The 24753-nt window shown below is 55.1% G+C and carries 19 protein-coding genes, 1 tRNA gene and 3 pseudogenes; 17 read left to right on the plus strand and 6 right to left on the minus strand.

From position 1 onward, the window contains the following. Positions 1-108 precede the first annotated feature (108 nt). The 8 genes and pseudogenes from G9C82_RS21000 to G9C82_RS21080 form a co-directional block, all read left to right on the plus strand. Complete coding sequence (locus G9C82_RS21000) at positions 109-591, plus strand: transposase (RefSeq protein WP_347237898.1); 483 nt, start codon at positions 109-111, stop codon at positions 589-591. Then, a pseudogene (locus G9C82_RS21005) lies at positions 552-668 on the plus strand (hypothetical protein); the annotation flags it as partial. The gene G9C82_RS21000 and the pseudogene G9C82_RS21005, both read left to right, overlap by 40 nt. A 281-nt stretch (positions 669-949) precedes the next feature. Beyond that, complete coding sequence (locus G9C82_RS21010) at positions 950-1285, plus strand: transposase (RefSeq protein WP_347237899.1); 336 nt, start codon at positions 950-952, stop codon at positions 1283-1285. Between the two features lie 96 nt (positions 1286-1381). Next, positions 1382-2518, plus strand: a pseudogene (locus tag G9C82_RS00840) (glycosyltransferase family 4 protein). Positions 2519-2597: 79 nt separating this feature from the next. Continuing rightward, on the plus strand, positions 2598-3584 hold the full coding sequence (locus G9C82_RS00845) for an SDR family oxidoreductase (protein ID WP_127013120.1): 987 nt from the start codon (positions 2598-2600) through the stop codon (positions 3582-3584). A gap of 279 nt (positions 3585-3863) precedes the next feature. Beyond that, the gene (locus G9C82_RS00850) at positions 3864-5003 is read left to right on the plus strand and encodes a glycosyltransferase family 4 protein (protein ID WP_127013121.1); all 1140 of its coding nucleotides are present in this window, start codon (positions 3864-3866) and stop codon (positions 5001-5003) included. Positions 5004-5142: 139 nt separating this feature from the next. Next, entirely contained in the window at positions 5143-6129 is a 987-nt protein-coding gene (locus G9C82_RS00855; protein ID WP_127013122.1) for an SDR family oxidoreductase, read from the plus strand. Positions 6130-6221: 92 nt separating this feature from the next. Next, a pseudogene (locus G9C82_RS21080) lies at positions 6222-6332 on the plus strand (glycosyl transferase family 1); the annotation flags it as partial. A gap of 93 nt (positions 6333-6425) precedes the next feature. Here G9C82_RS21080 and G9C82_RS00860 read toward each other — a convergent pair. Beyond that, a complete protein-coding gene (locus G9C82_RS00860; protein ID WP_127013123.1) occupies positions 6426-7643 on the minus strand; it encodes a Cdc6/Cdc18 family protein in 1218 nt (405 codons plus the stop codon). A 1004-nt stretch (positions 7644-8647) separates the two neighbouring features. Here G9C82_RS00860 and G9C82_RS00865 point away from each other — a divergent pair. Beyond that, positions 8648-9163, plus strand: coding sequence for a metal-dependent hydrolase (locus tag G9C82_RS00865; protein ID WP_127013124.1), 516 nt, complete (start codon positions 8648-8650; stop codon positions 9161-9163). Positions 9164-9466: 303 nt separating this feature from the next. Beyond that, a complete protein-coding gene (locus tag G9C82_RS00870) occupies positions 9467-10234 on the plus strand; it encodes a hypothetical protein (protein WP_241244066.1) in 768 nt (255 codons plus the stop codon). A gap of 39 nt (positions 10235-10273) precedes the next feature. Here the strand turns inward: G9C82_RS00870 and G9C82_RS00875 are convergent, their stop codons facing one another. Then, the gene (locus G9C82_RS00875; protein WP_004961096.1) at positions 10274-10840 is read right to left on the minus strand and encodes a hypothetical protein; all 567 of its coding nucleotides are present in this window, start codon (positions 10838-10840) and stop codon (positions 10274-10276) included. Positions 10841-11075: 235 nt separating this feature from the next. Between G9C82_RS00875 and G9C82_RS00880 the strand changes: the two genes are divergently transcribed. Next, on the plus strand, positions 11076-11336 hold the full coding sequence (locus G9C82_RS00880) for a ubiquitin-like small modifier protein 1 (protein WP_004961097.1): 261 nt from the start codon (positions 11076-11078) through the stop codon (positions 11334-11336). A gap of 21 nt (positions 11337-11357) precedes the next feature. Here G9C82_RS00880 and G9C82_RS00885 read toward each other — a convergent pair whose 3' ends face one another. Continuing rightward, on the minus strand, positions 11358-12662 hold the full coding sequence (locus G9C82_RS00885) for an acetamidase/formamidase family protein (RefSeq protein ID WP_007190284.1): 1305 nt from the start codon (positions 12660-12662) through the stop codon (positions 11358-11360). Between the two features lie 222 nt (positions 12663-12884). Beyond that, the gene (locus G9C82_RS00890; protein WP_127013125.1) at positions 12885-13817 is read right to left on the minus strand and encodes a glycosyltransferase family 2 protein; all 933 of its coding nucleotides are present in this window, start codon (positions 13815-13817) and stop codon (positions 12885-12887) included. A 489-nt stretch (positions 13818-14306) separates the two neighbouring features. Between G9C82_RS00890 and G9C82_RS00895 the strand changes: the two genes are divergently transcribed. From G9C82_RS00895 to G9C82_RS00905, 3 genes are all read left to right on the plus strand, one after another. Further along, a complete protein-coding gene (locus tag G9C82_RS00895) occupies positions 14307-16112 on the plus strand; it encodes an ABC transporter ATP-binding protein (RefSeq protein ID WP_049939148.1) in 1806 nt (601 codons plus the stop codon). A 442-nt stretch (positions 16113-16554) separates the two neighbouring features. Then, entirely contained in the window at positions 16555-17538 is a 984-nt protein-coding gene (locus G9C82_RS00900; protein ID WP_127013126.1) for a hypothetical protein, read from the plus strand. Between the two features lie 337 nt (positions 17539-17875). Then, positions 17876-18784: an aldo/keto reductase gene (locus G9C82_RS00905; protein WP_127013127.1), complete on the plus strand. Its 909-nt coding sequence runs from the start codon at positions 17876-17878 to the stop codon at positions 18782-18784. Between the two features lie 141 nt (positions 18785-18925). On the opposite strand, the gene G9C82_RS00910 is transcribed toward G9C82_RS00905, so the two are convergent. Together G9C82_RS00910 and G9C82_RS00915 are read right to left on the minus strand one after the other, a co-directional pair. Next, the gene (locus tag G9C82_RS00910; protein WP_004961101.1) at positions 18926-19714 is read right to left on the minus strand and encodes a succinylglutamate desuccinylase/aspartoacylase family protein; all 789 of its coding nucleotides are present in this window, start codon (positions 19712-19714) and stop codon (positions 18926-18928) included. A gap of 45 nt (positions 19715-19759) precedes the next feature. Beyond that, on the minus strand, positions 19760-20242 hold the full coding sequence (locus G9C82_RS00915; RefSeq protein WP_011223399.1) for a DUF309 domain-containing protein: 483 nt from the start codon (positions 20240-20242) through the stop codon (positions 19760-19762). A 199-nt stretch (positions 20243-20441) separates the two neighbouring features. On the opposite strand from G9C82_RS00915, the gene G9C82_RS00920 reads away from it, so the two are divergent. The 3 genes from G9C82_RS00920 to G9C82_RS00930 all read left to right on the plus strand — a co-directional run bounded on the left by G9C82_RS00920 (position 20442) and on the right by G9C82_RS00930 (position 24686). Beyond that, a tRNA-Leu gene (locus G9C82_RS00920) sits at positions 20442-20525 on the plus strand. Positions 20526-21304: 779 nt separating this feature from the next. Then, complete coding sequence (locus tag G9C82_RS00925) at positions 21305-22579, plus strand: PGF-CTERM sorting domain-containing protein (protein WP_174789821.1); 1275 nt, start codon at positions 21305-21307, stop codon at positions 22577-22579. 454 nt (positions 22580-23033) lie between these two features. After that, the gene (locus G9C82_RS00930) at positions 23034-24686 is read left to right on the plus strand and encodes a PGF-CTERM sorting domain-containing protein (protein ID WP_127013128.1); all 1653 of its coding nucleotides are present in this window, start codon (positions 23034-23036) and stop codon (positions 24684-24686) included. The last annotated feature ends 67 nt before the right edge of the window (positions 24687-24753 follow it).

Here is a 24753-nt window from a genome sequence, read left to right on the forward strand (position 1 = left end):
TCTCATTTATTTACTCAGCTTTGCACGTTGAAGTAGGAGCGTGACGTAGGCGGTAGCAAAAACGGATGATGCCGATTACGGATTTCTTGTCGTGCACGCATGCGTTCAATGAATCTGACTCGCTGTCACCGGCACAACGCCGTCATTCGAAAACCTACGCCACGGTCTTGTTGCGGCAGCAACAAGACCGTGGCGGGTATCGCACGTGAAGTTATTCCAGCCAGCGGAAAACGAACTCTCAACAAGTTCCTCACCGAGTACGACTGGGACGAACAGCAGTTCAATCACGAACGTCTCGAAGAACTTCAGAAACACGGTGAAACGCGCTGGTCGAAGGATGGCTACATTATCCTTGACGACACGATCACCGAGAAAGCCGGGGACGAAGTCCCCGGCGTCGGTCGGCTCTACGATCACGCCGAAAATGACACTATCTGGGCCAAGACCTCATCTACGCCTTTTACGCTGACGACAAAACAGCTTATCCACTCACTTTCCGCCTCTACGAACAGCAAGATGACGAGGACGACGGCCACGACACGAAATACGATCTGGCCAGAGAGATTGTTACGGAACTCGAAGAAGAGGTAGGTGTCCGCAGGCACACCTACCTCTTCGACTCGTGGTTCGCTCACGATTCTGACCTTCCTAAACAAATCGAATCTTACGGCAAGGACTGGATCGGCCCGCTCCGCAGCAATCGACAAGTGACCTACGCGGGCGAAAAACTCCGCGTCGATGCGCTGGCAAAGCGCATCGACACGGTTGAGCGCGATATTGAGGACGACACATACCATATCTGGATGAAGAAGCTTCCCGTCTCCCAACTGGGAGACGTGAAGTTAGTTAACGCCGAGAAGGAAACCGATGAAGACGAAGAGAATCCGGTCAAGTACCTCGCCACGAACAAAATCGACGCACCGACCGAGCACGTGATTCGCTCCTACGGATGCGGTGGCGCATCGAGACGTTCTTCGAGGACTCGAAGCAGGATCTCGGCTTGGGAGACTGCGAGATGCAGACAGACGAAGGTGCCAGTCGGCACTGGCACCTTCTCATGGCCGCCTACAGTCTCATCCGTCTTGATCCTGACTCGAGCGCCTTGGGAACGGTTCGCTCGAAAGCGTCATCGCTTCGAGCGAACCTTGAAAACTCTCTGAAAGAAGTCGTCTACAACCTCCTCTCGTGGGTTCGGGACAACGATGGCCGAGGCATTGATGTCCTTATGGAAGAGATCGACCACCTCTTCGTTCACTCAACTGCTGACGCTAACGTGCAAAGCTGAGTTATTTAGTTAAGTGATTCTCATCATAACACACTTCTTCGTCGTTGAAGCGGTTTTTTTCAATGTCCCACCCAATAAGTCATTTTACAACACAATATGAATGTCTGTTTTGTGAGTAATGCTATATATCTCTTCGTCACGGGCGGTGCCGAAAAGCGGATCCACGAAATCGGACGTTGACTTGCTGCCGACGGCCACGACGTAAACGTCTATGGACGTCATTTCTGGGATGGGCCGAAAGAGATCACACACGAGGGAATGACACTCTGAGCAGTGTGTCCCCACCGCGAACTCTACACGGATGACGATGGGAGACAGTCAATCAGTGAAGCGCTAGAGTTCGCAAAAGACGTGGTGATCCCATTGCGACGACACATAGACGAATACGATGTTGTCATCGCATCTGTGTTTCCCTACTTTCCAGTCTTGGCTAGCAAGATCGCGGCACTCGGTACTGATACGCCACTCGTAACAACTTGGCACGAAATCTGGCAAAGCTACTGGGACGATTATCTTGGGCATCTAGCACCGTTTGGCAAGGCCGTTGAGCACGTCACTGCTCGCCTCCCACAGCATCCAATTGCTGTCTCAGAACTCACCGCGAGTCGTCTGGGTGGCATCGGCCCTGAACGCAACCAGATTTGGACCGTTCCGAACGGGATCGATTACGAGCGGATTCGAGACACATCCCCCGCTGAGGACGGGTTCGATGTCTTCTTCGCAGGGCGATTAATCGAGGACAAGCGCGTGGACATCCTCCTGCGAGCGTTCGACCAGGTTGCGGCAAAAGAAACCACACTCGGCATTATCGGTGATGGCCCGAAACGTGCGGAACTCGAAAACTTAGCTGATGCGCTATCAATAGCTGAGCAGATAACATTCACTGGCTTCCTCAAGGAGTATGACGATGTCTTGGCACAGATGCAGACAGCCAGTATCTTCGCAACACCGAGTACGCGGGAAGGCTTCGGGACTACGGCTGTGGAGGCAATGGCAGCGGGCTGTACAGTCATCGGCGCTGATCATTCGGACTCGGCAGTTGGCGAGGTCATCGGTGATGCAGGATTTTTGACTGACCCGACTGTCGACGGTGTCGCCAATGTGCTGGACCGTGTTCTTGCCGGTGCAGAGCCGGCCATAGGGCCGAGACAACGTGTACAACGGTTTGACTGGGATCAAGTAGCTGAGGACGCTCTAGATGCGTATACGGCTGCAGCGGCTGACGAGTGGTGAGATCAGCGGCAAAAATATAGCTTCTAAGCTTTGGTCGTACCATTGCGTTTTTTATTTACTGCACTTGAGTCTCTGACTAATGCAAATCCTTGTCACTGGTGGATCCGGATTCATTGGCGGACATCTCGCCGAGCGCTTTGTCCGAGATGGCCACGATGTCGTCGTTGTAGATAACCTCGAATCGTTTTACGACCTCGATATTAAACGACATAACAATGACATTGGGCGTGAAACTGCAGAAGATGCTGCCGGTAGCTACGAATTTATCGAAGGCAATGTCTGTGACAACGACTTCGTCGCAGAACTAGTTGCCGATGCTGACTACGTCTACCACCAAGCTGCACAGGCCGGTGTTAGACCAAGTGTCCAGAATCCCCGAAAATACGATGAAGTCAACGTTGATGGCACGCTAGATCTACTTGATGCCTGTCGGGACGAGGGTATTGAACGGTTCGTAATAGCGTCTTCGTCTTCAGTATATGGCGTACCTCAGTATCTTCCATACGATGAGCAACACCCGACAACGCCTGTGTCGCCCTATGGAGCATCGAAACTAGCGGCTGAACGATATGCCTGTTCATATGCTGAAGTGTATGATTTGCCGACTGTAGCACTGCGATATTTCACTGTCTATGGACCACGGATGCGCCCAAACATGGCCATCTCGAACTTCGTCTCTCGGTGCATCAACGGTGAGCCGCCAATCATCTATGGCGACGGCACGCAGACGCGAGACTTCACGTATATAGAGGATATCATCGAGGCAAACGTCACGCTACTTGATGAAGACGCAGCAGACGGTGAAGCTATTAACATAGGTTCGACGGACAATATCGAAATTCAAACGCTAGCGAAGGAAATTCGTGACCAGTTGGCTCCTGACCTAGAATTGGTCTATGAAGACCGTCACGACGCCGATGCCGAGCACACGCATGCGGATACGTCGAAGGCACAAGACCTCCTTGGCTACGAAGCCGACCACACGATTCGCGAAGGTGTCGCAAAATTCGTTGAGTGGTATCGAGAGAATAGAGAGTGGTATGAACCACTTGTTCGGAATACGTAACAGTCTGTAGCAACATTATTCACGTTATGGAAGATTCCCTTGCCTTCACAACTATCTCTCGACTGTATGTGCGAAAATTGATATATGGCTGTCTGAGAAACAATTCAAAAGTTGTTAAACTGGGTTTCTATCTTAATTAAACAGCACCGTAATGGGAGTAGATGTATTAATCTACGGTTCCAAAGCGCGGCGAGTGAGGAGAAATATTTGCTGTCACTCTTAGTATTTTTAAAACGAAGTGTTCAAGACATCTTCTGATGACATAGTATTCACATAGTGATGAATATCTGTTTTATAAGCAACGTTATATATCCGTTCGTCACCGGGGGTGCAGAAAAGCGAATCCACGAAATCGGCACTCGCCTCGCCGACGAGGGCCATGACATCACCATCTACGGCCGACATTTCTGGGACGGACCGGCAGAGACCACACACGAGGGAATGACCCTCCGTGCAGTCGCCCCAGAAGCAGAGCTCTACGAAGACGACCGCCGGTCCATCACCGAGGCCATCGACTTTGCGGCTCGGGCACTCCCTCCGCTCCGTCGACGTCTCAGCAACGATGAACACGACCTTGCGATCGCTAGCGTCTTCCCGTATTTTCCAGTTCTCTCGACGAAGCTTGCTAGCCTCGGGACTAGCACACCAGTGGTCACGACCTGGCATGAGGTCTGGGGCGACTACTGGGAGGAGTACCTTGGCCCGCTCGCTCCGGGTGGCAAACTCGTCGAACAACTCACGGCCAGGACGCCCCAGCATCCGATTGCGGTTTCGGGCATCACAGCGGACAACCTCGCTGCCATCGGTCCGGCCCGCGAGCATATCGAGGTGGTTCCTAACGGACTCGACACCGAGCAGGTCCAGACGGCCCCCCGCCCCGACACCGGCTACGACATCGTCTTTGCGGGTCGACTGATCGAGCACAAGAACGTTGACATTCTGCTAGAGGCTTTCGATGCAGTCGCCGACAGGCATGAGGTCACGCTGGGGATCATCGGTGATGGCCCGGAGCGTGACCGGCTGGATACCAAACGCGAATCACTGACACACGCCGACCGCGTTTCGATGTTAGGCTTTCTCGAAGAGTACGAGGATGTTCTCGGCCATATACGGGCTGCAGACATATTCGCGTCTCCCTCAACGAGAGAGGGATTCGGAATTACGTTCGTCGAGGCGATGGCTGCCGACTGCACCGTGATTGCTGCTGACCACCCAGATTCGGCGGCAGACGAAGTCCTTGATGATGCGGGCTTTCTCGTTGATCCCACCGTTGACTCGCTCACAGACACCCTCGATGATGCTTTAGACGGTGAGCGTCCATCGAAAAATCCAGTCACACGCGCACAGCAATACGATTGGGATGCGGTAGCTGATCAGGCTGAAACTGTCTACCAGCGAGCAATAGACGGGTCGTGGTAACATGAACTATAACGATACCTCAGTATATTGAACGAAGGGATCAAATTCCTTCCAAATGTCGCTACTGCGATCAGAGTATAGTCCTATGGTCAACTGTATTTCAAGAAGTTTTTATTTATAGCTCTCAAGTACCTCACCAATGCAAATTCTTGTCACCGGAGGGGCAGGATTCATTGGTGGACACCTCTCTGAACGCTTTGTCCGAGATGGTCATGATGTCGTCGTTGTAGATAAACTCGAACCGTTTTACGACCTTGATATTAAACAACATAATATCGACATTGGCCGTGAGGCTGCTGAAGGGGCTGATGGTGACTACGAATTTGTCGAAGGGGATGTCTGTGACAGAGACTTTGTCACCGATTTGGTCACCGACACTGACTACGTGTACCACCAGGCTGCACAGGCAGGTGTTAGACCAAGTGTTCAAAACCCACGAAAATACGATGAAGTCAACGTTGATGGCACGTTAAATCTACTTGATGCCTGTCGACACGAGGGTATCGAACGGTTCGTAATGGCGTCTTCGTCTTCAGTATATGGCGTTCCACAATATCTTCCATACGATGAGCAACACCCGACAACGCCTGTGTCGCCCTATGGAGCATCGAAACTAGCGGCTGAACGATATGCCTGTTCATATGCTGAGGTGTATGATCTTCCGACTGTTGCACTGCGATATTTCACTGTCTATGGCCCACGGATGCGTCCAAACATGGCCATCTCGAACTTTGTCTCCCGGTGCATCAACGGTGAGCGACCAATTATCTATGGTGACGGCACGCAGACGCGAGATTTCACCTATATAGAGGATATTGTTGAGGCGAACGTCACATTACTTGATGAAGACGCAGCAGACGGTGAAGCTATTAACATAGGTTCGACGGACAATATCGAAATCAAAACGCTAGCGAAGGAAATTCGTGACCAATTGGCCCCTGATTTAGAACTAGTGTACGAAGACCGCCACGACGCCGATGCCGAGCACACGCATGCCGATACGTCAAAGGCACACGACTTCCTTGGGTACGAGGCTGACCACACGATTCGCGAAGGTGTCTCGAAGTTCGTTGAGTGGTATCGAGAAAACAGAGAGTGGTATGAACCACTTGTCCGGAATTCGTAAGACCATACTCCGCGACTGTCGGAATCCCTGAAAATCTACGAGGAAGTGAAGGGATTCGTTCACCTCACGGAGACACTCGAAGCCACTTTAGAGGTAAACGGCCATCGGAAGATCCCGTCAGACGCGCGCAGCAATATGACTGGGATGCGGTAGCAGATCAGGCCGAAACCGTGTATCAGCGAGCTATTGACGGATCATGGTAACCTGAGCTCTAGCGACACCAGAACTGCGCTTTGTCCCTCGTCTGCGTTTAATACTGTAGCCGACCCACACACCTCGTAACGAGTGAAACATCGTCATGGGTCCCCGCCTGTCGCTGAGCCATCTATAGCCTGAATGACAACCGCTGGATCCCGAAGCAGTCGATGCTCAAGGTAGCTCCCTTCACCCTGTCCACCCCCTGTATGATTCGATTCAGTTACCCCGAGAAACGACTGTTCTTTCAGCAGTCGGTACACGCGATCCTCGGAGAGCGGATCCGCTCCAGCCTGCTTTGCGACCTCCAGATAGAGCGTATAGATCTGATGGGTTCGGAAGGCCTCCTGCGCGGGGTTGTCGACCGTGAGGAGCGCCAGCGCCCGGAGGATGTATTTCACATGCGGCGTCGTCCCACGCACGAGTTTCTCGAAGCGGTTCACCTCTGCTTGCTGGACGGCGTCATCGACGTGCGAGACTGTGACTGTCTCCGTCCCCTGTTTCTCAGCGAGACGGCCAGCTTCGTATAGCGTATCGATCGCTTTCCGTGCATCCCCGTGTTCCTTGGCTGAGAGAGCCGCGACCTTCGGAATCACGTCGGGCTCCAACACGTCTGGTTCGAAGGCGTCTGTCCGGTTTTCCAAAATCGCCCGTAACTGGCCGGCGTCGTAGGGGTCAAAGACGAGTTCGTTCTCCTGAAGACTGGAGTCAATGCGTTCGCTCAATCGCTCGCGATATTCGATTTTGTTGCTGATACAGATGGCACCGACGTGCGCCTCCGCCTTCCCGCTCTCGCGAGCCCGAGAGAGGCTGCGTAACAGTTCGTCGTCGTCTAGCTTGTCGATTTCATCGAGAATCACGACCAGTGAGTTAATGTTGTACTCCTCAAGCAGGTCCCAGGTGATGTCACGGTAGTCGGCGGCTCCGATTCCGACACGCGGGACGTCGATATCTGCGTCGAGGCTCGCCACTAGTTTGCGTGCCATTTCCCGGCTTGCCTTTGCGTCGGTCTGATAATCGGAGCAGTCGACGTACGCCTGCTGAAACGAGATATCGTTTGCCTGTGCCTCGAAGTGAGCCTCACGAGACACACACCTCGCAACGAGTGACTTTCCGGTCCCGGTCTTGCCGTATATGATCGTACTCTCCGGTGGGCCGCCGACCGTTGCCGGACCGAGTGCTTGCCCGATAGCGCTGACTTCGTCATCTCTGCCGACAACCCGCTCTAGATCAGGGACGTGGCCGACTCGAACCAACTCCCTGTTAGCAAATATGCCGCCAGTTTTGAAGATATTATCGTCCTCATTTGAGCCAGACATTATCTACCCTATCAGAATCATCCCTGTATCATAAGCGTGGCGACCGGACAACGAGTGAAAACTTCAAGAACCCCTCAAAACCAAATTCAATGCGATTACGAACTGCTTTATACATTTAGCATCCAGAAAGTATACACCACCTACCGAGTGTAACGGCACAGTGCTCACACTCGGTTACGCACGGCTACACGCCATACGGTACACAGCCTACGATGGACGATATCTGGATACACGAACCCGTCCCCCTCTCACTAGTGGCATGCCGTCTACCAACAGTAAACTGAACGACTAGCGGAAGGTGCACGATTGCCACTCAGCTCATAATGTGTCTCTGTCGACAACGATCAGTGGCCAGTACACTCGGTACGTGGTGTGTGCCTGTGGGTGCCACTCGCGGACTACTGTAAGATACCAGTCTGGTCGGATACTCGATTCTGCTTGCGACTTCGCGGCTTTTGCCAGTTCACACCCCGTTATCTGACGTTCATCGGAGCCAGTGGATAAACCAATCTTCACTCGGTGTGAGGTGTGTCTGAGATTGGCAGCTGTCGTTCAGACACTGACAGCCAGTACACTCGGTGCGAGGTGTGTCTGGGACAGGCTTCTCGTCAACCAGACAGCGACAATCACACGCTCTATCACGTGCATCCTCGCGAGACCCGTCCCAAAGACCACCCACGGCGGCAGCCGTGGAGCCGCTCTGGCAATTATCCTCGAAAGAGAGACACCGTTCCGGACACGAACCAACTGCTACCAAAGACACTGGACACGGTGGGTTGTGTCCCAGCGATAGCGGCACAGAAATCAGGTCTACTGGCGGAGCAGGCCGAGTGCCTCGGGGCTTGACCCCGAGGCGGTTCACACGCAATAACCCGAAAGAACACTTACAGCGCCTCTGTGAACCGAGCGGTGTGGACTGTGTATCTGAACGCAATGGCACGCGCAAACGCGGATCCCACACAAGGCATTTCCTCGCACACGACCTCAGCACTACTAACCAGAGAATGGTCCTCCCGAGCGAGCATTTCATCATCGCCCTCCTCCCTGTCGCAGTATACGCACTCCTCCGGGACAGACACCTCCCGTCGCTCCAGTTGGTCGCGGTTACGTTCTTCGGCAGCCAGTTCCCAGATCTCATCGACAAGCCGTTAGCGTACGAGCTTCATCTCATCCCCTCCGGTCGGGTGTTTATGCACTCGCTCCCGTTCGCAATTCCGCTGTCGATTGTCGTCGTCGCGTACGCAGTCCGAACGGACCGGACTCGACTTGGAACGGCGTTTGCGTTCGCCCACCTCTCACATCTGGTAGCCGATAATCAACAACTCCTGCCTCCGAACCCGTACGTGTCGTCAGATTTGCTCTGGCCGCTCCAGCCGCCCGTCGCACGCTCGCCAGTCCCACAGTGGGTCGGTGAGGGCGCAGTGAATCTGCATCTCTGGACCGGGTTTTCGGTGCTCGTCCTCACGCTGGTGGCGTACGTGCTAGTCGTGGACCTGCAAGCCCAACTCGACAGTAGATAGCGGTGTCGGCACCACGCTGGAGCCAGAACTGCATATCAGGCGGAAATAACGATTCTCCGGAGACGATTGCCAGGCAGACAGCAGTTCCAACCGGAGCGGCCTGATCACTTGCATTCTGTGCTTGTGTCTCCACCTGCTTGCAACCTATGCGCGTAACCGGGAAAGTGGAGTTACTGACGACGCAGTGACCCCATTCTGCCGGGAGCTTCCCCTATGATGTAGCGAGGGCGCTGTTTTCAGCTGTTGGGCTGTCACGAATCGGACCCATGATGTTTTAGGCGGACGGGCGAGCGAGAACACTGTATGCGACGATTGGTCCTCGCCGTATGCCTCGTTTCCTTCCTTGCCGGGTGTGGTGCATTCATGACTGATAGCCCGCCACCGAGCGACGAACGAGCCGTCACGGCTGTCGAGGAGGCGAACAGCACCGTCGCCGCCGTCGACGCGTACCGGTTCCAAATGGACATGCACGTGACAGCGTCGGATGGTGAGCAATCACGGACTGTGAGAGTCGACGGCGATGGTGCCGTAAACGTTTCCGCAAAACGGATGCAAGCGACGACGCGGACACAAGACCAAACGGTCGAATCCTACATCGACGGGTACAGAGCATACCAAGGCTGTCAGGACCCTTGGGGTGGCTACGCCGTTGAGAACGTCTCGCGCTCCGAGCCGTGGGCGACCACGACGCCGCTCCATCGGCAACTGCTGCTCTTCGAACGCTCGAACGTCTACTGGCGGGGCAATGAGACGCTTGACGGTAACCGGACTGTCCTTGTCACGGCGTCACCGAGCACTGAGACTATCAGGTCACTCATGGATCGCCGACAGGCTGGCGACATGGAGCTACGCCGCGGCTCACTTGAGAACGCGACGGCGCGACTCTGGCTTGATCCGGAAACGAACCGACCGGTACAGTCGGAACTCAGAATACAAATCTCACAGCGTGGAGCGACTGCAACCGCCACGATCACGGTCCAGTACAGTGAGTACGGTGACCCAGCCGCCATCTCGATTCCGCCAGCGGTGTACGACGACCCGCACGAACTCGGGTGTCCCGGTGCGAGCTGAACCCGAGAGAAACCGCTTCAACCGTCGGCGAACACTCGCTTAGTCCGTCCAGTTCTCGTACAGCCCGCGTCCGACGACACCGAGGCCGACGAGCGTGATGAGGTTGAGGAGGAGGCCGCCGACGACTGGAATTGCGAAGGGGACGGCCAGTAACAGCCCGCCGGCGACGCCATCTGTTGCGCTGACGGTTCCGTCATCGCCAATAACCGAGTTCCCGACCCAGACGGCGGTAATGCCGGTACCGACGAGACTGAGGATGCCGATGAGAAGTAGTCCGGGGATCGAGACCAGAGCCCCGATAATTGTCAGTGCGAGTAGCACCAGTCCGATGGGGACCAGAATACCGACGAGAATCCCCCAGCCGATTGCGTCGCCGGGGTCATCCTGAATCTCCCGCACGGCGTTTGTCGTATACGTCGGGCCGATAGCGGCGGCTGCGGCACCCAGAACTGCGAGAATAACAAACCCGACACCGAAACGGAGGACAACGTTGAGGGCCGGGCCCGCACTCCCACCCGGGGCTGTAGGCTGTGCTGTTGCGACCCCGGCGAGTCCGAGTACGGCGAGCAGACTCCCGAGGCTACTGACGGCTTGCTTGGAGGGCATCGTAGCAGTTGTTCGGTTTCAACTGTGCTTATAAACCTCTTTTGTCTGTTTGCCATCTGTCATAGCCGCTGGCGACTCTACGTTCCGTTCCAGTTCGAATCGCGATAGCATTCGCACAAACCGGGACGGAGTATCCGATCTGGTCGGACTGTGTTGGCGGCGAATCCGTTCACATTCAGCAGCGACATCAAGCGGGAGACGTATCTTTTTGCGGTCTGGGACCTGACTGTGCAGTGTGGACGTGACCGTATACGGGCCGCTCCGGGCGGCGACAGGAGCGAAAACAGTCGAGATTACGGTCGATGGCGACACCGTCGGAGCCGTGATTACGGCCTTCGTCGACGCGTATCCGCGTGCGGAGTCACAGTTAGTCGATGCGGACGGCGAACTCCGACCGAGTGTGCGGGTGATGGTCGACGGGGACAACGCGACCCATGACCAGCGGGTCCCGTCCGGCGCGGCGGTCGAACTCTTTCCGGCGATGCGAGGTGGGTGAACGCCAACGGCCGCCGTCCAACTACAGGTCGTACTGTTCGCGGACGGTTCCGGCGAGCCCCTGTTCTTCGAGGAGGGCCATCGGCGCGAGCATCGAGAGCTGGACAACGCCGGGCAGTCGCGCGATTTCGACGCCGCCGGTGAACGTACAGCGTGCCCGGACTTCACCCTCTGACATACCGAAGAGCGTTCCAGCCCGTGCGAACGCGTTCTCGGTGGCGTCGTTGATAGTCGCGCCGGACCCGATAATCTGGAGCGGCGCTGCATCAACGACGTTATCGACGTGGTGTTCGGCGGCGAGGGCCTTGCCTGCCTCCCGCTCAGCGTCCGTGTACGGCTTGGCGATATCCGGCAGGTCCGACTCGTTTGGAAGCAGAAGCGGCCCGTCGATGTCGAGGTCCTTGATGACGCTGACTTCGAGTTCGGTGCGGCCGCTCACGTCGGTCGTATGAAGCGAGAGTTCGCCGTCGCCCTGGTTGGCGTGCAGGTCCCCGACGTAGAGGCCCGCGCCGTCTATCTCGACGGGGCAGATGAGCGTCGCGCCGGGGCGGACATCGTTCGAGTCCATGTGGCCATCCGTCCGGGCCGCAAGCGCCGATTCGTCGGCGAGGCCCCAGTCGTGGTCGGCTCCGATGAGGAACTGGCCGAAGTCACCGGCGTTGTGTGAATCGGGAAACTCGACCGACGGCGTCGTCCCGATGTTCCCGATGAACGGCCGGAGGTGCCCGAGCGTGCCCGGGATTTCGTCGGGCTTGTACAGCAAAATCGGGTGTTGCCGGGAGTGGTCGGGCAGTGCCGTCGCCTCGTCAGCGCGCTCCGCGAGGTCCGCGGCACCATCGGGGCCGACCGTGAGGCCCACCGAGCGGTCCTCGTCGAAGGCAACGGTGTACCCGAATTCGAAGCCAAAGGACGAGGCGTTGGCCCCACACTCCGCACAGCGAATCGCGTCTTCGCCGGTGCCCTCGACGACGCTGTCGGGCCACTCGGTGCCACACTCCGGGCATCGATGGTCGACGAACGGGTCACTCCCGAAGGCGTCCTCCCGTTCGGCCATGCTGCCCGTGCTTGTTGCGACACTCGTCACCTCGACGTCTTTGATGTGGACGACGAGCGCGTCACCGGGTTCGGCGTTCTCGACCCGGATCGGTCGCGTCACCTCATGGCCGCCGCGGAACTCGGGGGTGATCATCGGCCCCCAGCACGCGGGAGGCGTGTGGGTGCGAACGGTCCCGCCGTCGGCAACCGTACCGGCCCATTCCTGATCCGGCCCGACGAGTCCCAGTGTAAACCGGTCGACATCGAGTTCCTGCTGGATTTGCTCTGACATACATTTTCCAGCACGGGCTATTGGAGAATAAATCATAGCGTGGATCGAACCGTTCTAGTCGTCGCCCTGCACAAGTGGAAGTCCGCCACGATGCGCGCCTCAGTTCCACCGCCAAGTCCCACCGACGAACCCATTTGTATCACAACTGGACGTTGGATGGCCCCGCTTTGCAGACTTCTGGAACCAGCGGGCGAGTAGACTCGGGCGTTGGATGTCCGTTTATTACCCGTCAAGCAGGGTTCGCTTCACGCGCACCGCTGACATCACACCAGGTCGGCCGAGGATCGCGGCCAGCGTCTCGATTATCCTCGGAAACTTTTGTTTCCGCTCGTAATAGGCTGATTTAATAAAACACTGTATTGCTTGCGCTGACCAGATCTGTTCGTTAAGATAGTTCCGTCCCTGACGCTCGTACCACTCTGCAAGGAGATCTCGACGTATCTCTGGATACTGATTGTATATATCCTTTTGATGACGAATGTTCTGTAGTATTTTTTTAAATCTCCGTTTTCCGGTCCATAACTTGTTTCCTTCTTGACGGTAGAACGTCAGACACTCGTCGACGTAGTCGGCTTTCGTCCGCTTCGCGAGTTCTATTTTGAGGTCTGTGTCGCCCAGTTCGATGTCCAAGTCGTCTTCCTCACCCATCCCAGCCATTGGGAGGCAGTCACACAGTACTTCTCGTTCCATCAACATCGAGCCTGTCCACATGGGAAACGTCTGGAACCGGAGCGCTGGTTCCAGAAAATGGCCTGACACCTCCTGTTTTGGGTAAAAATCCCCCTCATCACCACGGACTACGCCGCAGTACGAAACACCGACCTCCGGGTTCTGGTCGAGAACGTTCGCCGTTTTTTTCAGTTTCGTCTCGTAGAGGTAGTCGTCGTCGTCCAGAAACTGGATGTACTCGCCGGTCGACTGCTCGATTCCAGTCGTGTAGGCTGCCTGCCACCCCTCGTTCTCCTCTTTTATTATCGGCCTGTCTATCACCTCGTCGTACTCTGCAAGCACCGGTTCGGCGTACCCTTCGCCCGAGTCATCAACTACGATCAACTCGACGGGTTCGTAATCCTGTCGGGCCACACTCTCGATCGCTGTGGGGAGGAGGTCATTTCGGTAGTGAGTGGGGATAATCACCGATATTTTTCTGCCCATGTGAAGTGTATTCTGAGTGAATATTTTTTGTTAGGAGGTGTATACAGGCGTTGGATGATACGTTACAGCGCTGCTGTTTGACACTGGACCCCGATCGGCTCATCCTGAAAGTCTGGTCATCCCTTTGCCGCTGAGTCTCACCTCTCCGCTACGATCACTCGGTACAAACGCAGAGATACTCAGGAAGCGCCGTGACCACGGCGCGCAAATTCTTTTTTTTTGAGTCCCCCCTTGGAATATCCGCTTAAGAACGGGTACCCTCCATTACAGTCAGTTAAATTATACTAATCCGTACGTAGAACCGTTGCTGGTGGAATTGTCCTGCCTCACAGCCGAAAATACAGTAGTAAGCTTATAACAAGGAAAGCAGATCGACTTTTTTCACTATATCAATGTGCAGATGGCAATCGTTGGCGTGTACTGGCCGAACCGCTGTAACCGAAGATGGCACAATCTGTTCCAACGGTCCCGGGGATGACAACTGAACAGATGACCGGCAGAAACTCAGACACCATTTCACGGCAGGAGAAACTTGATGCGCTTCTCTATGCGGCCCGATATGCCCCAAAATTCACGGTGATGATCGTCGGGCTCGGTCTGGTAACGGCCGTATTAGAAGGCGTCGGACTGACGTTTATCATTCCAATCATTGAACTCATGCAGTCATCAGAACCGGTGACACAGGCTGATGGCATAGCGGGTATTTTCTTTACCGTTTATCAGACACTCGGGATTCCGTTCACGATCGAGTACGTCATTGGCGGAGTGGCGTTAGCGACCTGTCTGCGCTATACATCGTCGTTTCTCCTCACGTGGTTACGCGATGTACTCCAGCTTTCCTACGAACGACACATCCGCGAGAACCTCTTTGACAGCGCTCTGGAGACGGAGATGGAATTTCTCGACCGAAAGGGGTCAGACAACATCTTGAACGCGATCGTCACCGAGTCGAAAGCAGCCTCGAAAGTCATCAAGCGGTTCGTGAAACTATTCGATCTGCTACTACTCACTGTTGCCTATCTCGCTCTCGCAACGTGGATCTCACCGCAACTCACAGCATTTGCTATTTTTATCATCGGTGGCGTAGGACTCGGTCTGCGGCATCTCATCGGCTCAGGGTACGATCTGGGTGATCGCGTTGCAGCGGCAAACGAGCGGATGCAACAAGTGGTTCAGGCCGGCATGATTGGCATTCGAGACATCCGAGTTTTCAATCTCGAAACAGAAATCTATGACGAGTATGAGGAAGCCCTAGAAGAGTACACGCGTTCGAAAGTCGCGAACCGCCGGAATCGGGCAGCGATCAAGAAGTCACAGAATCTCGTCGTCTCCGTACTCATCTTCGCACTTATCTACGTGGCCCTGACATTCACCAATCTCTCGTTCGGTGAACTCGGCCTGTTCTTGTTTCTCATGTTTCAGCTCGGTCCCAAAGCAAGCGGGATTAACAAGCGGTTCTACAAAGTCGAAGAGAACCTTCCCCATCTGGTTCGGACACAGTCATTCATGCGGGATCTCGAAGAGTGGGAAGAACCGGACACCGGAGAGCAACCGACCCCGAAAGAGGTCGAAACAGTCGAGTTCGACGATGTCACGTTCTCATATACGGACGACGAGGTCGTTCTTCGGGAGGTCGATTTCGAACTCAAGAAAGGCGAGTTCGTCGCCTTCGTTGGACAGTCCGGTGCCGGGAAGTCGACAATAGTCTCCCTGTTGGCTCGCTACTATGAGCCAGACAGCGGTCAGATACGTGCAAATGGGAACCCAATCGGCCAAATGGATATCAGCGAGTGGCGTGACCGAATCTCGATAGTCCGCCAGAACCCGTATATGTTCAACGACACGCTTCGACATAACCTCACCGTCGGCAATCGGGATGCGACGGACGCTGAGATCAAACGGGCTTGCGAAATCGCGAAGGTGGACCAGTTCATCACGGACCTCCCGAACGGACTTGATTCTCAACTCGGTGACGACGGTGTCCGCTTGTCGGGTGGGCAGAAACAGCGCGTCGCTCTTGCGCGAGCGATTCTGAAAGACGCGGACCTGTTAATTCTAGACGAAGCAACGAGCGACCTGGATTCGAACCTTGAGAAGGAAGTGCAGGCGGCAATCGAAGCGATGGAGCGAGATTATGCGATTATCGCTATCGCTCATCGCCTTTCGACTGTCGAGAATGCTGATCGCATCTATACGATGGAAGACGGGTGGATTTCCGAGTGTGGCGGTCACGACGAACTAGTTGAAAGTGAAGGGAAATACGCTGAATTGTATGCGATACAGTCAGGTGGGTAACTGGACTGTACTCGGTGTTACCGCAGACACCGCTCAAGAAAGCAATCGCTGGTAATTTTCTATCCTAGTGTCACATTGGGTGCTGAAACTACTCATTGGCATCGCTTCGTAGAAGAGCTAAGTATCACGTGCGGTGATACGCAGAACAGATTCTACCTTTGATCTCGATTCAAGGGGCGGGCAATCAGACTCCACTCTCACGGAATACGAACACAACCCTACAATCACAAGTTGCTGCCTCTGACTTGTGAAAATCCGGAAAATAAACAATGGGAACTCTACTTGGCTGCAAGACAGGGTCAGGCATCACGACTAACACTTATTCTGACCTTTGAAAAAGCGCAGCAGCATACCCGAATCACCTATCCAAAATACTAGTAAAAACTCTCTACCACCAGTTAGGCAGCTTATCGCTAAGTGATGCGTAGAAATGTATACTACCATGACCAAACTGCAGAGGTACATACCGGATATCTGGAGGTCAAACCAATTGATTGCCTCACGATATCAATATACAAATGATGGGATTTTTGACGGTATCGTGAGCAACTATTTCGATACGGTTTCACCGAGTGGCTTTGATTTGATGGCCGAGGACTGGGATAATTGCTATCTTCTTGATGCCTGCCGATACGATATGTTTGCGGATCTGCACCCTTTTGAAGGGCAATTGAAACGGCGGCTATCCCAGGCGTCTAGTACACCCGGTTTCCTAGAGGCGCACTTCTCTGCGGGAAGATATTACGACACAGTGTACGTAACCGCCAATCCGATGCACTCAGTTGACGAGTGGTGTACCGTCGAACTCGACACTGTTTTTCATTCTGTCATCAACGTGTGGGAGACAGAGTGGGATGAGGACATCGGAACAGTGCCCCCAGAAGACATGGTAGCTGCTGTTAAAGCGGCCAGAAAAACGTATCCGAACAAGCGGATACTCGCACATTTTATTCAGCCTCATCATCCATTTCTCGGTCCAACAGGCAGAGAAATGGTTGATTCCGGAATGCAAGGTCGGGAGAAAGCGAAGGGTGCGGACGTTAGTACCTCAGCGAATGATGAACAGAAAATCTGGGCACGGCTGAGACAGGGAGATGTCTCAGAACAACGTGTCTGGGAAGCGTATCGGGAAAACCTCAAACTGCTGTTCCCACATCTTCGAGAACTGCTTGACACTGTTGATGGCAAAACAGTGGTCACGTCAGATCATGGGAACCTAGTTGCAGACTGGCTGTGGCCGTTCCCCGTACGAGAATATGGGCATCCCGGAGAACTTCGTGTCCCAGAACTCATTGAAGTACCGTGGCTGGTTTTCGATACCGATGAGCGGATACCAATTCAATCGGACCGTCCACTTGAGTCCGGCGTCGAACACGGCTCTACCGAGATTCGCGACCGGTTGTCTGACCTCGGATATCATTCGTAGTCTTGCGATGGTCTCAGCCTGATGTTGCGTGGCTCTCTTTTCGGTACCAAGTGTAACGAGTCGTCTGGCTGCTATGCCACCCAGATTATCCTCTCTTCCCAGCTACACACGCTACAGAAACGAAGTAAACTCCTCTGTAAAGCCAATCGAATCGCGGGGACTCCGTTTCAGCATGGTTCCGATGAAATCGTAGCACAGAGCTGTAAATTATATCTCCATCATCACATCACTACTATTTCACTTCCTCAGTCCATATCTGAATCAGTTGAATTATAAAGCTCATACCAATACAGCCCTCGTTCTACCAGCATGATTGTAGCAGATAAAACTGAGGAAAATGAAGCGACCACAGCAGTCAGCCGACATGGCTCCCGAGCAGAATGGTACGACCACGGTCCCTACTCTCGGGTTCGGTACCTACCGAACCGGAGGGTACAAATGCTACAACGCGGTTAAGAATGCGCTTGATTGTGGCTACACGCATATCGACACTGCGATGGCATACGAAAACGAAGCGGCCGTCGGTCGCGCAATCGAACAATCCAGCGTTGACCGCGAAGACATCTTCTTGACGACAAAAATCAAGGGATATCCCGAAATGGTCGAGTATGAACGCTTGATAGAGGCCGCGAAGGGATGTCTTGAACGGCTGGGAACGGAGTATTTAGATCTGTTATTGGTCCATTGGTGGAACCCACTGGCCGATATGGAAGAAACATTCAACGCGCTCAACACACTCGTCGATGACGGGCTGGTCGATCAGATCGGAGTGAGTAACTTTTCTATCAAGGAGCTCAAGCAGGCGATGCGACTTTCGGACGCTCCTATTGCGACTAATCAGATTGAATACCATCCTTACTGGGGTGACGAGGAACTCGTCAGATTTTGCCAGGACAACGATGTCACAGTCACCGCATACAGTCCGCTTGCGGAGGGGCGAGCTGTTGAAGACGATGTCTTGCGTTCCATTGGAGATCGGTACGGCAAATCGGCAGCGCAGGTATCTATCCGGTGGCTGATACAACAGGAGAATGTTGTCACGATTCCGAAAGCGGCGACGCCGAAACACATAGAAGCGAACATCGACGTTTTTGACTTCGAACTCACTGACCGCGACATGCGGCGGATCAGGAAACTCAAGCCTCCGTTCTGGTACAGAGAAAACCGCGAAGGCGGATCGATATACGAGGCTCGCAGTGTTCTGGGAAATTTTGTTCCGGACAGTCTCTACAATCGGATTGCCTGAGCTCCTTTCCAGGTGATTGAATGGACTCTCGGCAACTGAGAGGTAAACGCGTTTGACAACTGACACCCGGCAGTCAATACGGGTTCTGTTCGGTCTTCCGAAAGGCGTTTGCCGTCTAAATCAGCGGGTCAGCAATCTGTCTCAGTCAAGCATCCCGATCCGATCTGCAGTAAAGCCGAACACGTCCTCGTAGCCGTAGGCTGAGAGTAAGACTGGGTGGAAGGGTTCCTCTGCGACGACAGTTTCGTCGTCGGCCGCTGCTACCGGGTCGCCTTCGGGGACCGGCTCGAAGTTCCTGACAAACACCTCGTACTGGTCGGCCGCTGCCTTCGGAATCGGCTCGCCGAGCTGGAACACTGGCAGTGACGTCTCTCGCTGTGGTGGCGACGCAGCGGTGACGCCGGTGGCGGCGAGGAACTCTCGGATGACCTGTGCTGCGTTCTCAGCGGCGTCCGCGGAGCCCTGATACCCGCACTCGACTTCAAGCACGGAGTCCACTGTCGCGATCATTCGCCCCTCGTTTGCGCCTTTCGTCTGTACGACAGCGTCTACGGAAAGGACGCTACAGAGGTCCTCCATCTCCGGTGTGAGTTCGTCGACGAGGGCGAACATCCCGTCGTAGGACTGCGTGGAGTGTAACGAAAGCACGGTGCAGTCACGGAGTTCAGACGCGATGGCGGCGGCTAACCGTGTCTCGCGGGACTCACTGTCGGCGTCGCCGGGGAACGAGCGGTTGAGGTCTGTATCGAGATACCGCTGGTTTGCCTCGAGGGCAGCTTCGTTCGCGATAATAAATTTGACAGGGCGTTCAACCGCGGGCGGGTCGGCAAGGACGGCTTCGATGCCGTCCCGGCCGCACGGTTCGTCGCCGTGGATGCTCCCCACGACGGCCACTTCCGGAACCCCGTCTCCCAGTTGCTCGATTCGCATCTACCCGTGATAACGCGTCCAGCCTTTAGAATTATCCGGATTCAGTCAGTGTTCGAGCGACTCCGCGAACTCGATGTCCTCCGGGCGACACGTCGGGTACTCGCCGTCGAGACGGATCTGCCAGCCGTGCAGTGCCGACGGGTCCGACAGTGCGTTCGTTACTGTCGTTCGCACGTCTAGCAGGTCGACGCCGTAGTAGTCGTTGGGGACGCCCCGGAAGTACTGCAGTGACGTGCGAAACAGCGACCGCATCCCGTCGTCATCCTCGAAATCGAAGTGCTTGTACGCGCCGGCGGCGACCTGTACCATTCCGTGGAGAAACTTGCTCTCCGTGTTCCCGCGGCCGTAGTTGTACCACTCGTCCTCGAAACAGTCGTGTGATTCGTGGAACTCGCCGGAGTTGTACAGGCGGACGCCGTGGACCACGGCCCGTCTGAGCGTCTCGTGTTCCCACTGGCCGTCGGTCCGCCACCCCGATGGGTTCCCGTCGGGGGCCTTGACGGTCGGGTCACGCGTGTGGTCATCCATGCCTACGCTACTGGTTCACGGTGGGTCAAACCACCGGTTCTGTCAGCTATGATCGCCACTGAAACCCAGACACCATCTGAGCGCACGACAGCAGTCCGATCTGGTGTCGTTTGTTCAGTTGCTGTGAGCCCGGCTGGCCCTGAGTCGCTTCCGTACGACATTTATACCGCACTACCATGTATCTGAATGCAATACGCGTGCGAGGGTAGCCAAGCCAGGAAACGGCGGCGGACTCAAGATCCGCTCCCGTAGGGGTCCAAGGGTTCAAATCCCTTCCCTCGCATCGTATAGGGGCCGCACAGCGCGGCGCCGAAGGATGCACGCGGAAGGGTTTGAATGAGAGCAGGCGGGGCGGTTGCCCGCCTCCCGTAGTTCAAATCCCTTCCCTCGCACTGTTGGACCGACACGGTCCCTCGCAAACAGTGAGCGGCCATCGTCACGGTCGCGGGTTCGCCGCCGTTCCCGGTGGTGACTCGCGGAGAAGACACGGGCCGATCGGTGCCGGAAGACTCGCACGGAGCGATCTTCCCTCGCAATTCTCCGACCCGATGTCCCGTAGATGTGTCTCAGCGATGCAGCTTGCTGTGGTCCTGTGCTCTCGCCCCGACTGAATTCCGACGGGCGTCTTCCATGTTACAATCCGTCCGAAAGCAAGTCGATGTCATGCGTTCGGGCATTCGGTGGGAATCAGGTGGAATTGCAGCGCCGCGTACCCGGCAACCCTCAGTGACTAGCCCATGAGGCCTGCCCGATGGAGCCACCCCTCCACTGGACTGTCCCAGACCAGTTCCGTAATTACAGCGCTAAACGCGGACTGCGGTTACTGATTAGTATACAGACTAGTTTAGCATCGGTTAATTACCAGCTCATTTGCTAATACTTATAGAAAACAAACAATTTTAAGAAAACAATCAATTCTGTCCCAGTTTTCACTCTAAATGCTCTTAGAAGGGTTCTAAATGCATCAAAATAGTATCGCTGCACAAGAAATATGTCAAAGGCTTCAGTAATGTTTCAGTAATGGTAAAAATACCAATAGTAAAACCGATTGCCATTTTCGTGATGGCAGTCGCGTTGATACTCGCTGGTCCGGTATCAGTGATGTCCACTGTCGGGGCAACCCCAGTTGCCGAGAGTCAGTCAGTCTCGGTGACCGAAAACGTCGACGTGTGGGAGCGGTCCCCGCTCACGCTGCGAACGACCTCAGAGGGGCCGACCACGATAGTGGCACCGCGGACGTTCATCAACGTCGAATCAGCTGCGACTGGCGACTTACCGCTCAACAAGCGGACGGCGACGATCCATGAGCGCAACGAGTCGATAAACATGTCTTTCGAACCGAGAATCGGTGCCGGGACGAGGGCACTTGCCGGCGACGAGGCGCAACTACTGGCTGTCAAGTTGGATGAAGCCCCGACCACCGAAGGGGCAAACACCAGCGATATCCCGGGCTCACTCGGAGACGTCCTCGCAAACAACTCGAATATCACCTCGTCGGAACTACTTGATGATGCAGAGGGCGTTGGAGCGATAAGTGACGAGGGTGAACTAAACGCGTCCTACACTCCCGAGTCAGGCGGTGTCTACGCCTTCGCCCTGGTGACTGTCGACAGCGGCGAAGAGGGGCTGTCTGTATCTGACGGTAACGTGTCGGTGAACGGGAACGTGACCGTCGTCGGTGTCGAGCAGGCGGTTGTGCAGGACAACGCTTCGACCGTCGAGCCGACGCAGAACCCGGTCAATCCCGGAAACAACGTCACGCTAGACGTTGCAACGGAGATAGAAGATGAAAACGTCACGCACGCAGTTGTGCTGGTAAAGCAGGGCGAACTCCAGCAGCAGTCGAGTACGGTGACGGTGTCTGGTGAGCTAAACGAGAGCTTCAGTCAGGACCAGATCACTGTCGAAAATTCCTTTGACAACGTCAGCGGTGTTGCGACAGTTGATGACAACATCAGTATCGCAGGTGTCAATCTCTCCACAAACCAGTCGATACCTGCAATTGGGGTACAGGGTCTATTCGGCACAGTGGTTTCCGAGGCCGAATCGGATGCCGACGGCGAGGTCATCCACGCCTCTGCAACGGTCGTCAGCGCTGACTCCGACGCCAACGTAACTGTTGAGACGCTGGATTCCTGGCCGAACGGTGCGTATCAGTACGTCCACGTCGCAGTCGGTACCGAGTCCGGTACCATCAACTCTGATACCGGGACGGTAGCAATAAGTCCGGGCGGCGGCCCTGATAACGGTGGTAGCCCGGGTAACGGCGGCGGTCCACCGGATAACGCTGGCGGGCCGAATAACACTGCGGATGACGACGAAGACGAGGAAGAATAACTGATCGGGCGGCCGTCACTGGCCGCGTTCACCGAATAAGTCACACATTTCACCATCGACTTTTACTGCATCAGACCGACCCCACAGCGATATCTCATCCTGCTTACTCCACATACGGGTACGTTGTCGATTAAATGGCCGCAAACCGTCGCTCTCCTGTACAGTTCTCATCATTGCGAATAGGGTGTCGTCTCAAGACACGATTCGGGATTCGCGCTGTAAAATCCCAAGACAGTGTCGACGTGTTTTGCAACCGTTATATGACACTGTGTGGCGCTGAGTGTCACTGCATAAGAATTATACCGCACCCCTCCGAAAAAATTCAGTAATGTATAAAACACCAAGAGGGAAACATACTGTAATTTGTGCGATTACAGTGCTGCTGGTGTTAGCGGCTCCCTTGTCGGTAACGTCGGCGGCGGCAACGCCAGTAGATGACGGACAAACGACGGCAGTGACGGAAAACGTGGATGTGTGGGAGCGGTCACTGCTCCCGCTTCGGACGTCTTCTACCGGCCCGACAGCGATAGCAGCCCCAGAGACGTACATTAACATCGAGTCTGCACAGACCGGTGACGTTCCCCTCAACAGGGACGAGTATACGATTCACGAGACGGGCGAGTCAGTGGATCTCACGTTCGAATCAACTACGGGGGCTGGAACCACTGGACTAGCTGGCGACGAGGCACAACTGCTTGCTGTTAGACTCTCTGAAGGCCCAGAATCGGCCGGATTTAGCGAAGGAAGCGTCAGAACCGATCTAGCGAGTATCTTTACGAACGATTCCAACGCCAACTCGGTCGAACTGTTAGACGACGCGGAAGGTGTCGATTCAATAGATGACAACGGTGTGCTCGAAACCTCGTACACACCTGACTCGGGCGGTGCCTACGGCTTCATTCTGGTCACTGTCGATGACGGACAGGGCCTGTCCGTTTCGGACAACAACGTTTCGACCGATGGCAACGTGACCGTTGTCGGTGTCGAACAGACGATAGTTCAGGAAAGCCCATCCACGGTCGAGACGACTGCCGATGATGTCGCCGCAGGGGATAACGTCTCACTCGATATCGAGACCGAACTAGAAGACGACGCTGTCACGCACGCCGTGTTGTTGTTCGACGAGGACGAGCTGCAACAGCGAACGAGCACCGTCCGGGTGACCGGCGACATTGATGAGAATTTCTCCGAAGATCAGGTCACGGTCGAGAACTCCTTCGACGGCGTCAACGGTGTCTCGTCGATGGATGATGACGCCACCTTTTCGAGTGGGGACTCGACAACGGTAGGGGCGATGCCGTCCGCGGGATTGATTGGCCTGTTTGGATTTGTGCTCTCTGAAGCATCGCCGGATTCGACCGGTGATGACATGATGCAAGCCTCGGCGACAACAGTATCTGATGCCGCCGATACGACCGTTGATGTCGAAACGCTCGATTCCTGGTCGAACGGGGCGTACACGTACGTGCACGTTGCCGTTGGCGAAGACTCCAACGAGATTAGTTCTACCACCGGAACGGTCAAACTGTCAGATTCGGATGACGGCAGTGACAGCAACGACGGGAGTGATGGCAACAACGACGGCGGCGATGATGGCAGTGACAGCGACGATAGCAATAACGACGGAAGCGACTCCAGCGACGACAACAATAACGACGGAAGCGACTCCAGCGACGACAACAATAACGACGGAAGCGACAACAGCGACGACAACAATAACGACGGAAGCGACAACAGCGACGACAACAATAACGACGGAAGCGACAACAGCGACGACAACAATAACGACGGAAGCGACAACGGAAGTAACGAGAGTGACAGCGGAGATAGCGATGACGAGAGCGGGAACGACGACTCCGATAACGAGACTACTGAAGAAGACACAGCAGACGAAACGACGACTGACACCGACACCGAGGCTGGAGGCGGAGCGGACCCAACGGAAGCAGCTACGACCGCAGGTGGTGGGGCACAGCAACCCGATAATACGGACACAACCGGAACGGAGGGGACGGTCGAAACCACGAGCTCGAGCGGTCCCGGTTTCACCGTCCTCGTCGCGGTGCTAGCACTGCTAGGCGCCGGGTTCCTGGCACGGCGCGACTAACGACCGCTCCAGTTTACGCAGCGGTTTCGGTAATTCTCTGACGCGATCTTCTTTTCCGCTGTATACC

This window comes from Haloarcula sp. R1-2, from assembly GCF_011627385.1.
GTDB lineage: Archaea > Halobacteriota > Halobacteria > Halobacteriales > Haloarculaceae > Haloarcula > Haloarcula marismortui.

What these genes read in the sequence shown, in the direction of transcription:
- G9C82_RS00845 (WP_127013120.1), top strand. Translation starts at nt 2,598, where the DNA reads ATGCAAATCCTTGTCACTGGTGGATCCGGATTCATTGGCGGACATCTC.
- G9C82_RS00910 (WP_004961101.1), bottom strand. Translation starts at nt 19,714, where the DNA reads ATGCGAATCGAGCAACTGGGAGACGGGGTTCCGGAAGTGGCCGTCGTG.
- G9C82_RS00885 (WP_007190284.1), bottom strand. Translation starts at nt 12,662, where the DNA reads ATGTCAGAGCAAATCCAGCAGGAACTCGATGTCGACCGGTTTACACTG.
- G9C82_RS00895 (WP_049939148.1), top strand. Translation starts at nt 14,307, where the DNA reads ATGACCGGCAGAAACTCAGACACCATTTCACGGCAGGAGAAACTTGAT.
- G9C82_RS00860 (WP_127013123.1), bottom strand. Translation starts at nt 7,643, where the DNA reads ATGTCTGGCTCAAATGAGGACGATAATATCTTCAAAACTGGCGGCATA.
- G9C82_RS00900 (WP_127013126.1), top strand. Translation starts at nt 16,555, where the DNA reads ATGACCAAACTGCAGAGGTACATACCGGATATCTGGAGGTCAAACCAA.
- G9C82_RS00925 (WP_174789821.1), top strand. Translation starts at nt 21,305, where the DNA reads ATGGCAGTCGCGTTGATACTCGCTGGTCCGGTATCAGTGATGTCCACT.
- G9C82_RS00870 (WP_241244066.1), top strand. Translation starts at nt 9,467, where the DNA reads ATGCGACGATTGGTCCTCGCCGTATGCCTCGTTTCCTTCCTTGCCGGG.
- G9C82_RS21010 (WP_347237899.1), top strand. Translation starts at nt 950, where the DNA reads ATGCGGTGGCGCATCGAGACGTTCTTCGAGGACTCGAAGCAGGATCTC.
- G9C82_RS21000 (WP_347237898.1), top strand. Translation starts at nt 109, where the DNA reads ATGAATCTGACTCGCTGTCACCGGCACAACGCCGTCATTCGAAAACCT.
- G9C82_RS00850 (WP_127013121.1), top strand. Translation starts at nt 3,864, where the DNA reads ATGAATATCTGTTTTATAAGCAACGTTATATATCCGTTCGTCACCGGG.
- G9C82_RS00915 (WP_011223399.1), bottom strand. Translation starts at nt 20,242, where the DNA reads ATGGATGACCACACGCGTGACCCGACCGTCAAGGCCCCCGACGGGAAC.
- G9C82_RS00875 (WP_004961096.1), bottom strand. Translation starts at nt 10,840, where the DNA reads ATGCCCTCCAAGCAAGCCGTCAGTAGCCTCGGGAGTCTGCTCGCCGTA.
- G9C82_RS00855 (WP_127013122.1), top strand. Translation starts at nt 5,143, where the DNA reads ATGCAAATTCTTGTCACCGGAGGGGCAGGATTCATTGGTGGACACCTC.
- G9C82_RS00865 (WP_127013124.1), top strand. Translation starts at nt 8,648, where the DNA reads ATGGTCCTCCCGAGCGAGCATTTCATCATCGCCCTCCTCCCTGTCGCA.
- G9C82_RS00905 (WP_127013127.1), top strand. Translation starts at nt 17,876, where the DNA reads ATGAAGCGACCACAGCAGTCAGCCGACATGGCTCCCGAGCAGAATGGT.
- G9C82_RS00890 (WP_127013125.1), bottom strand. Translation starts at nt 13,817, where the DNA reads ATGGGCAGAAAAATATCGGTGATTATCCCCACTCACTACCGAAATGAC.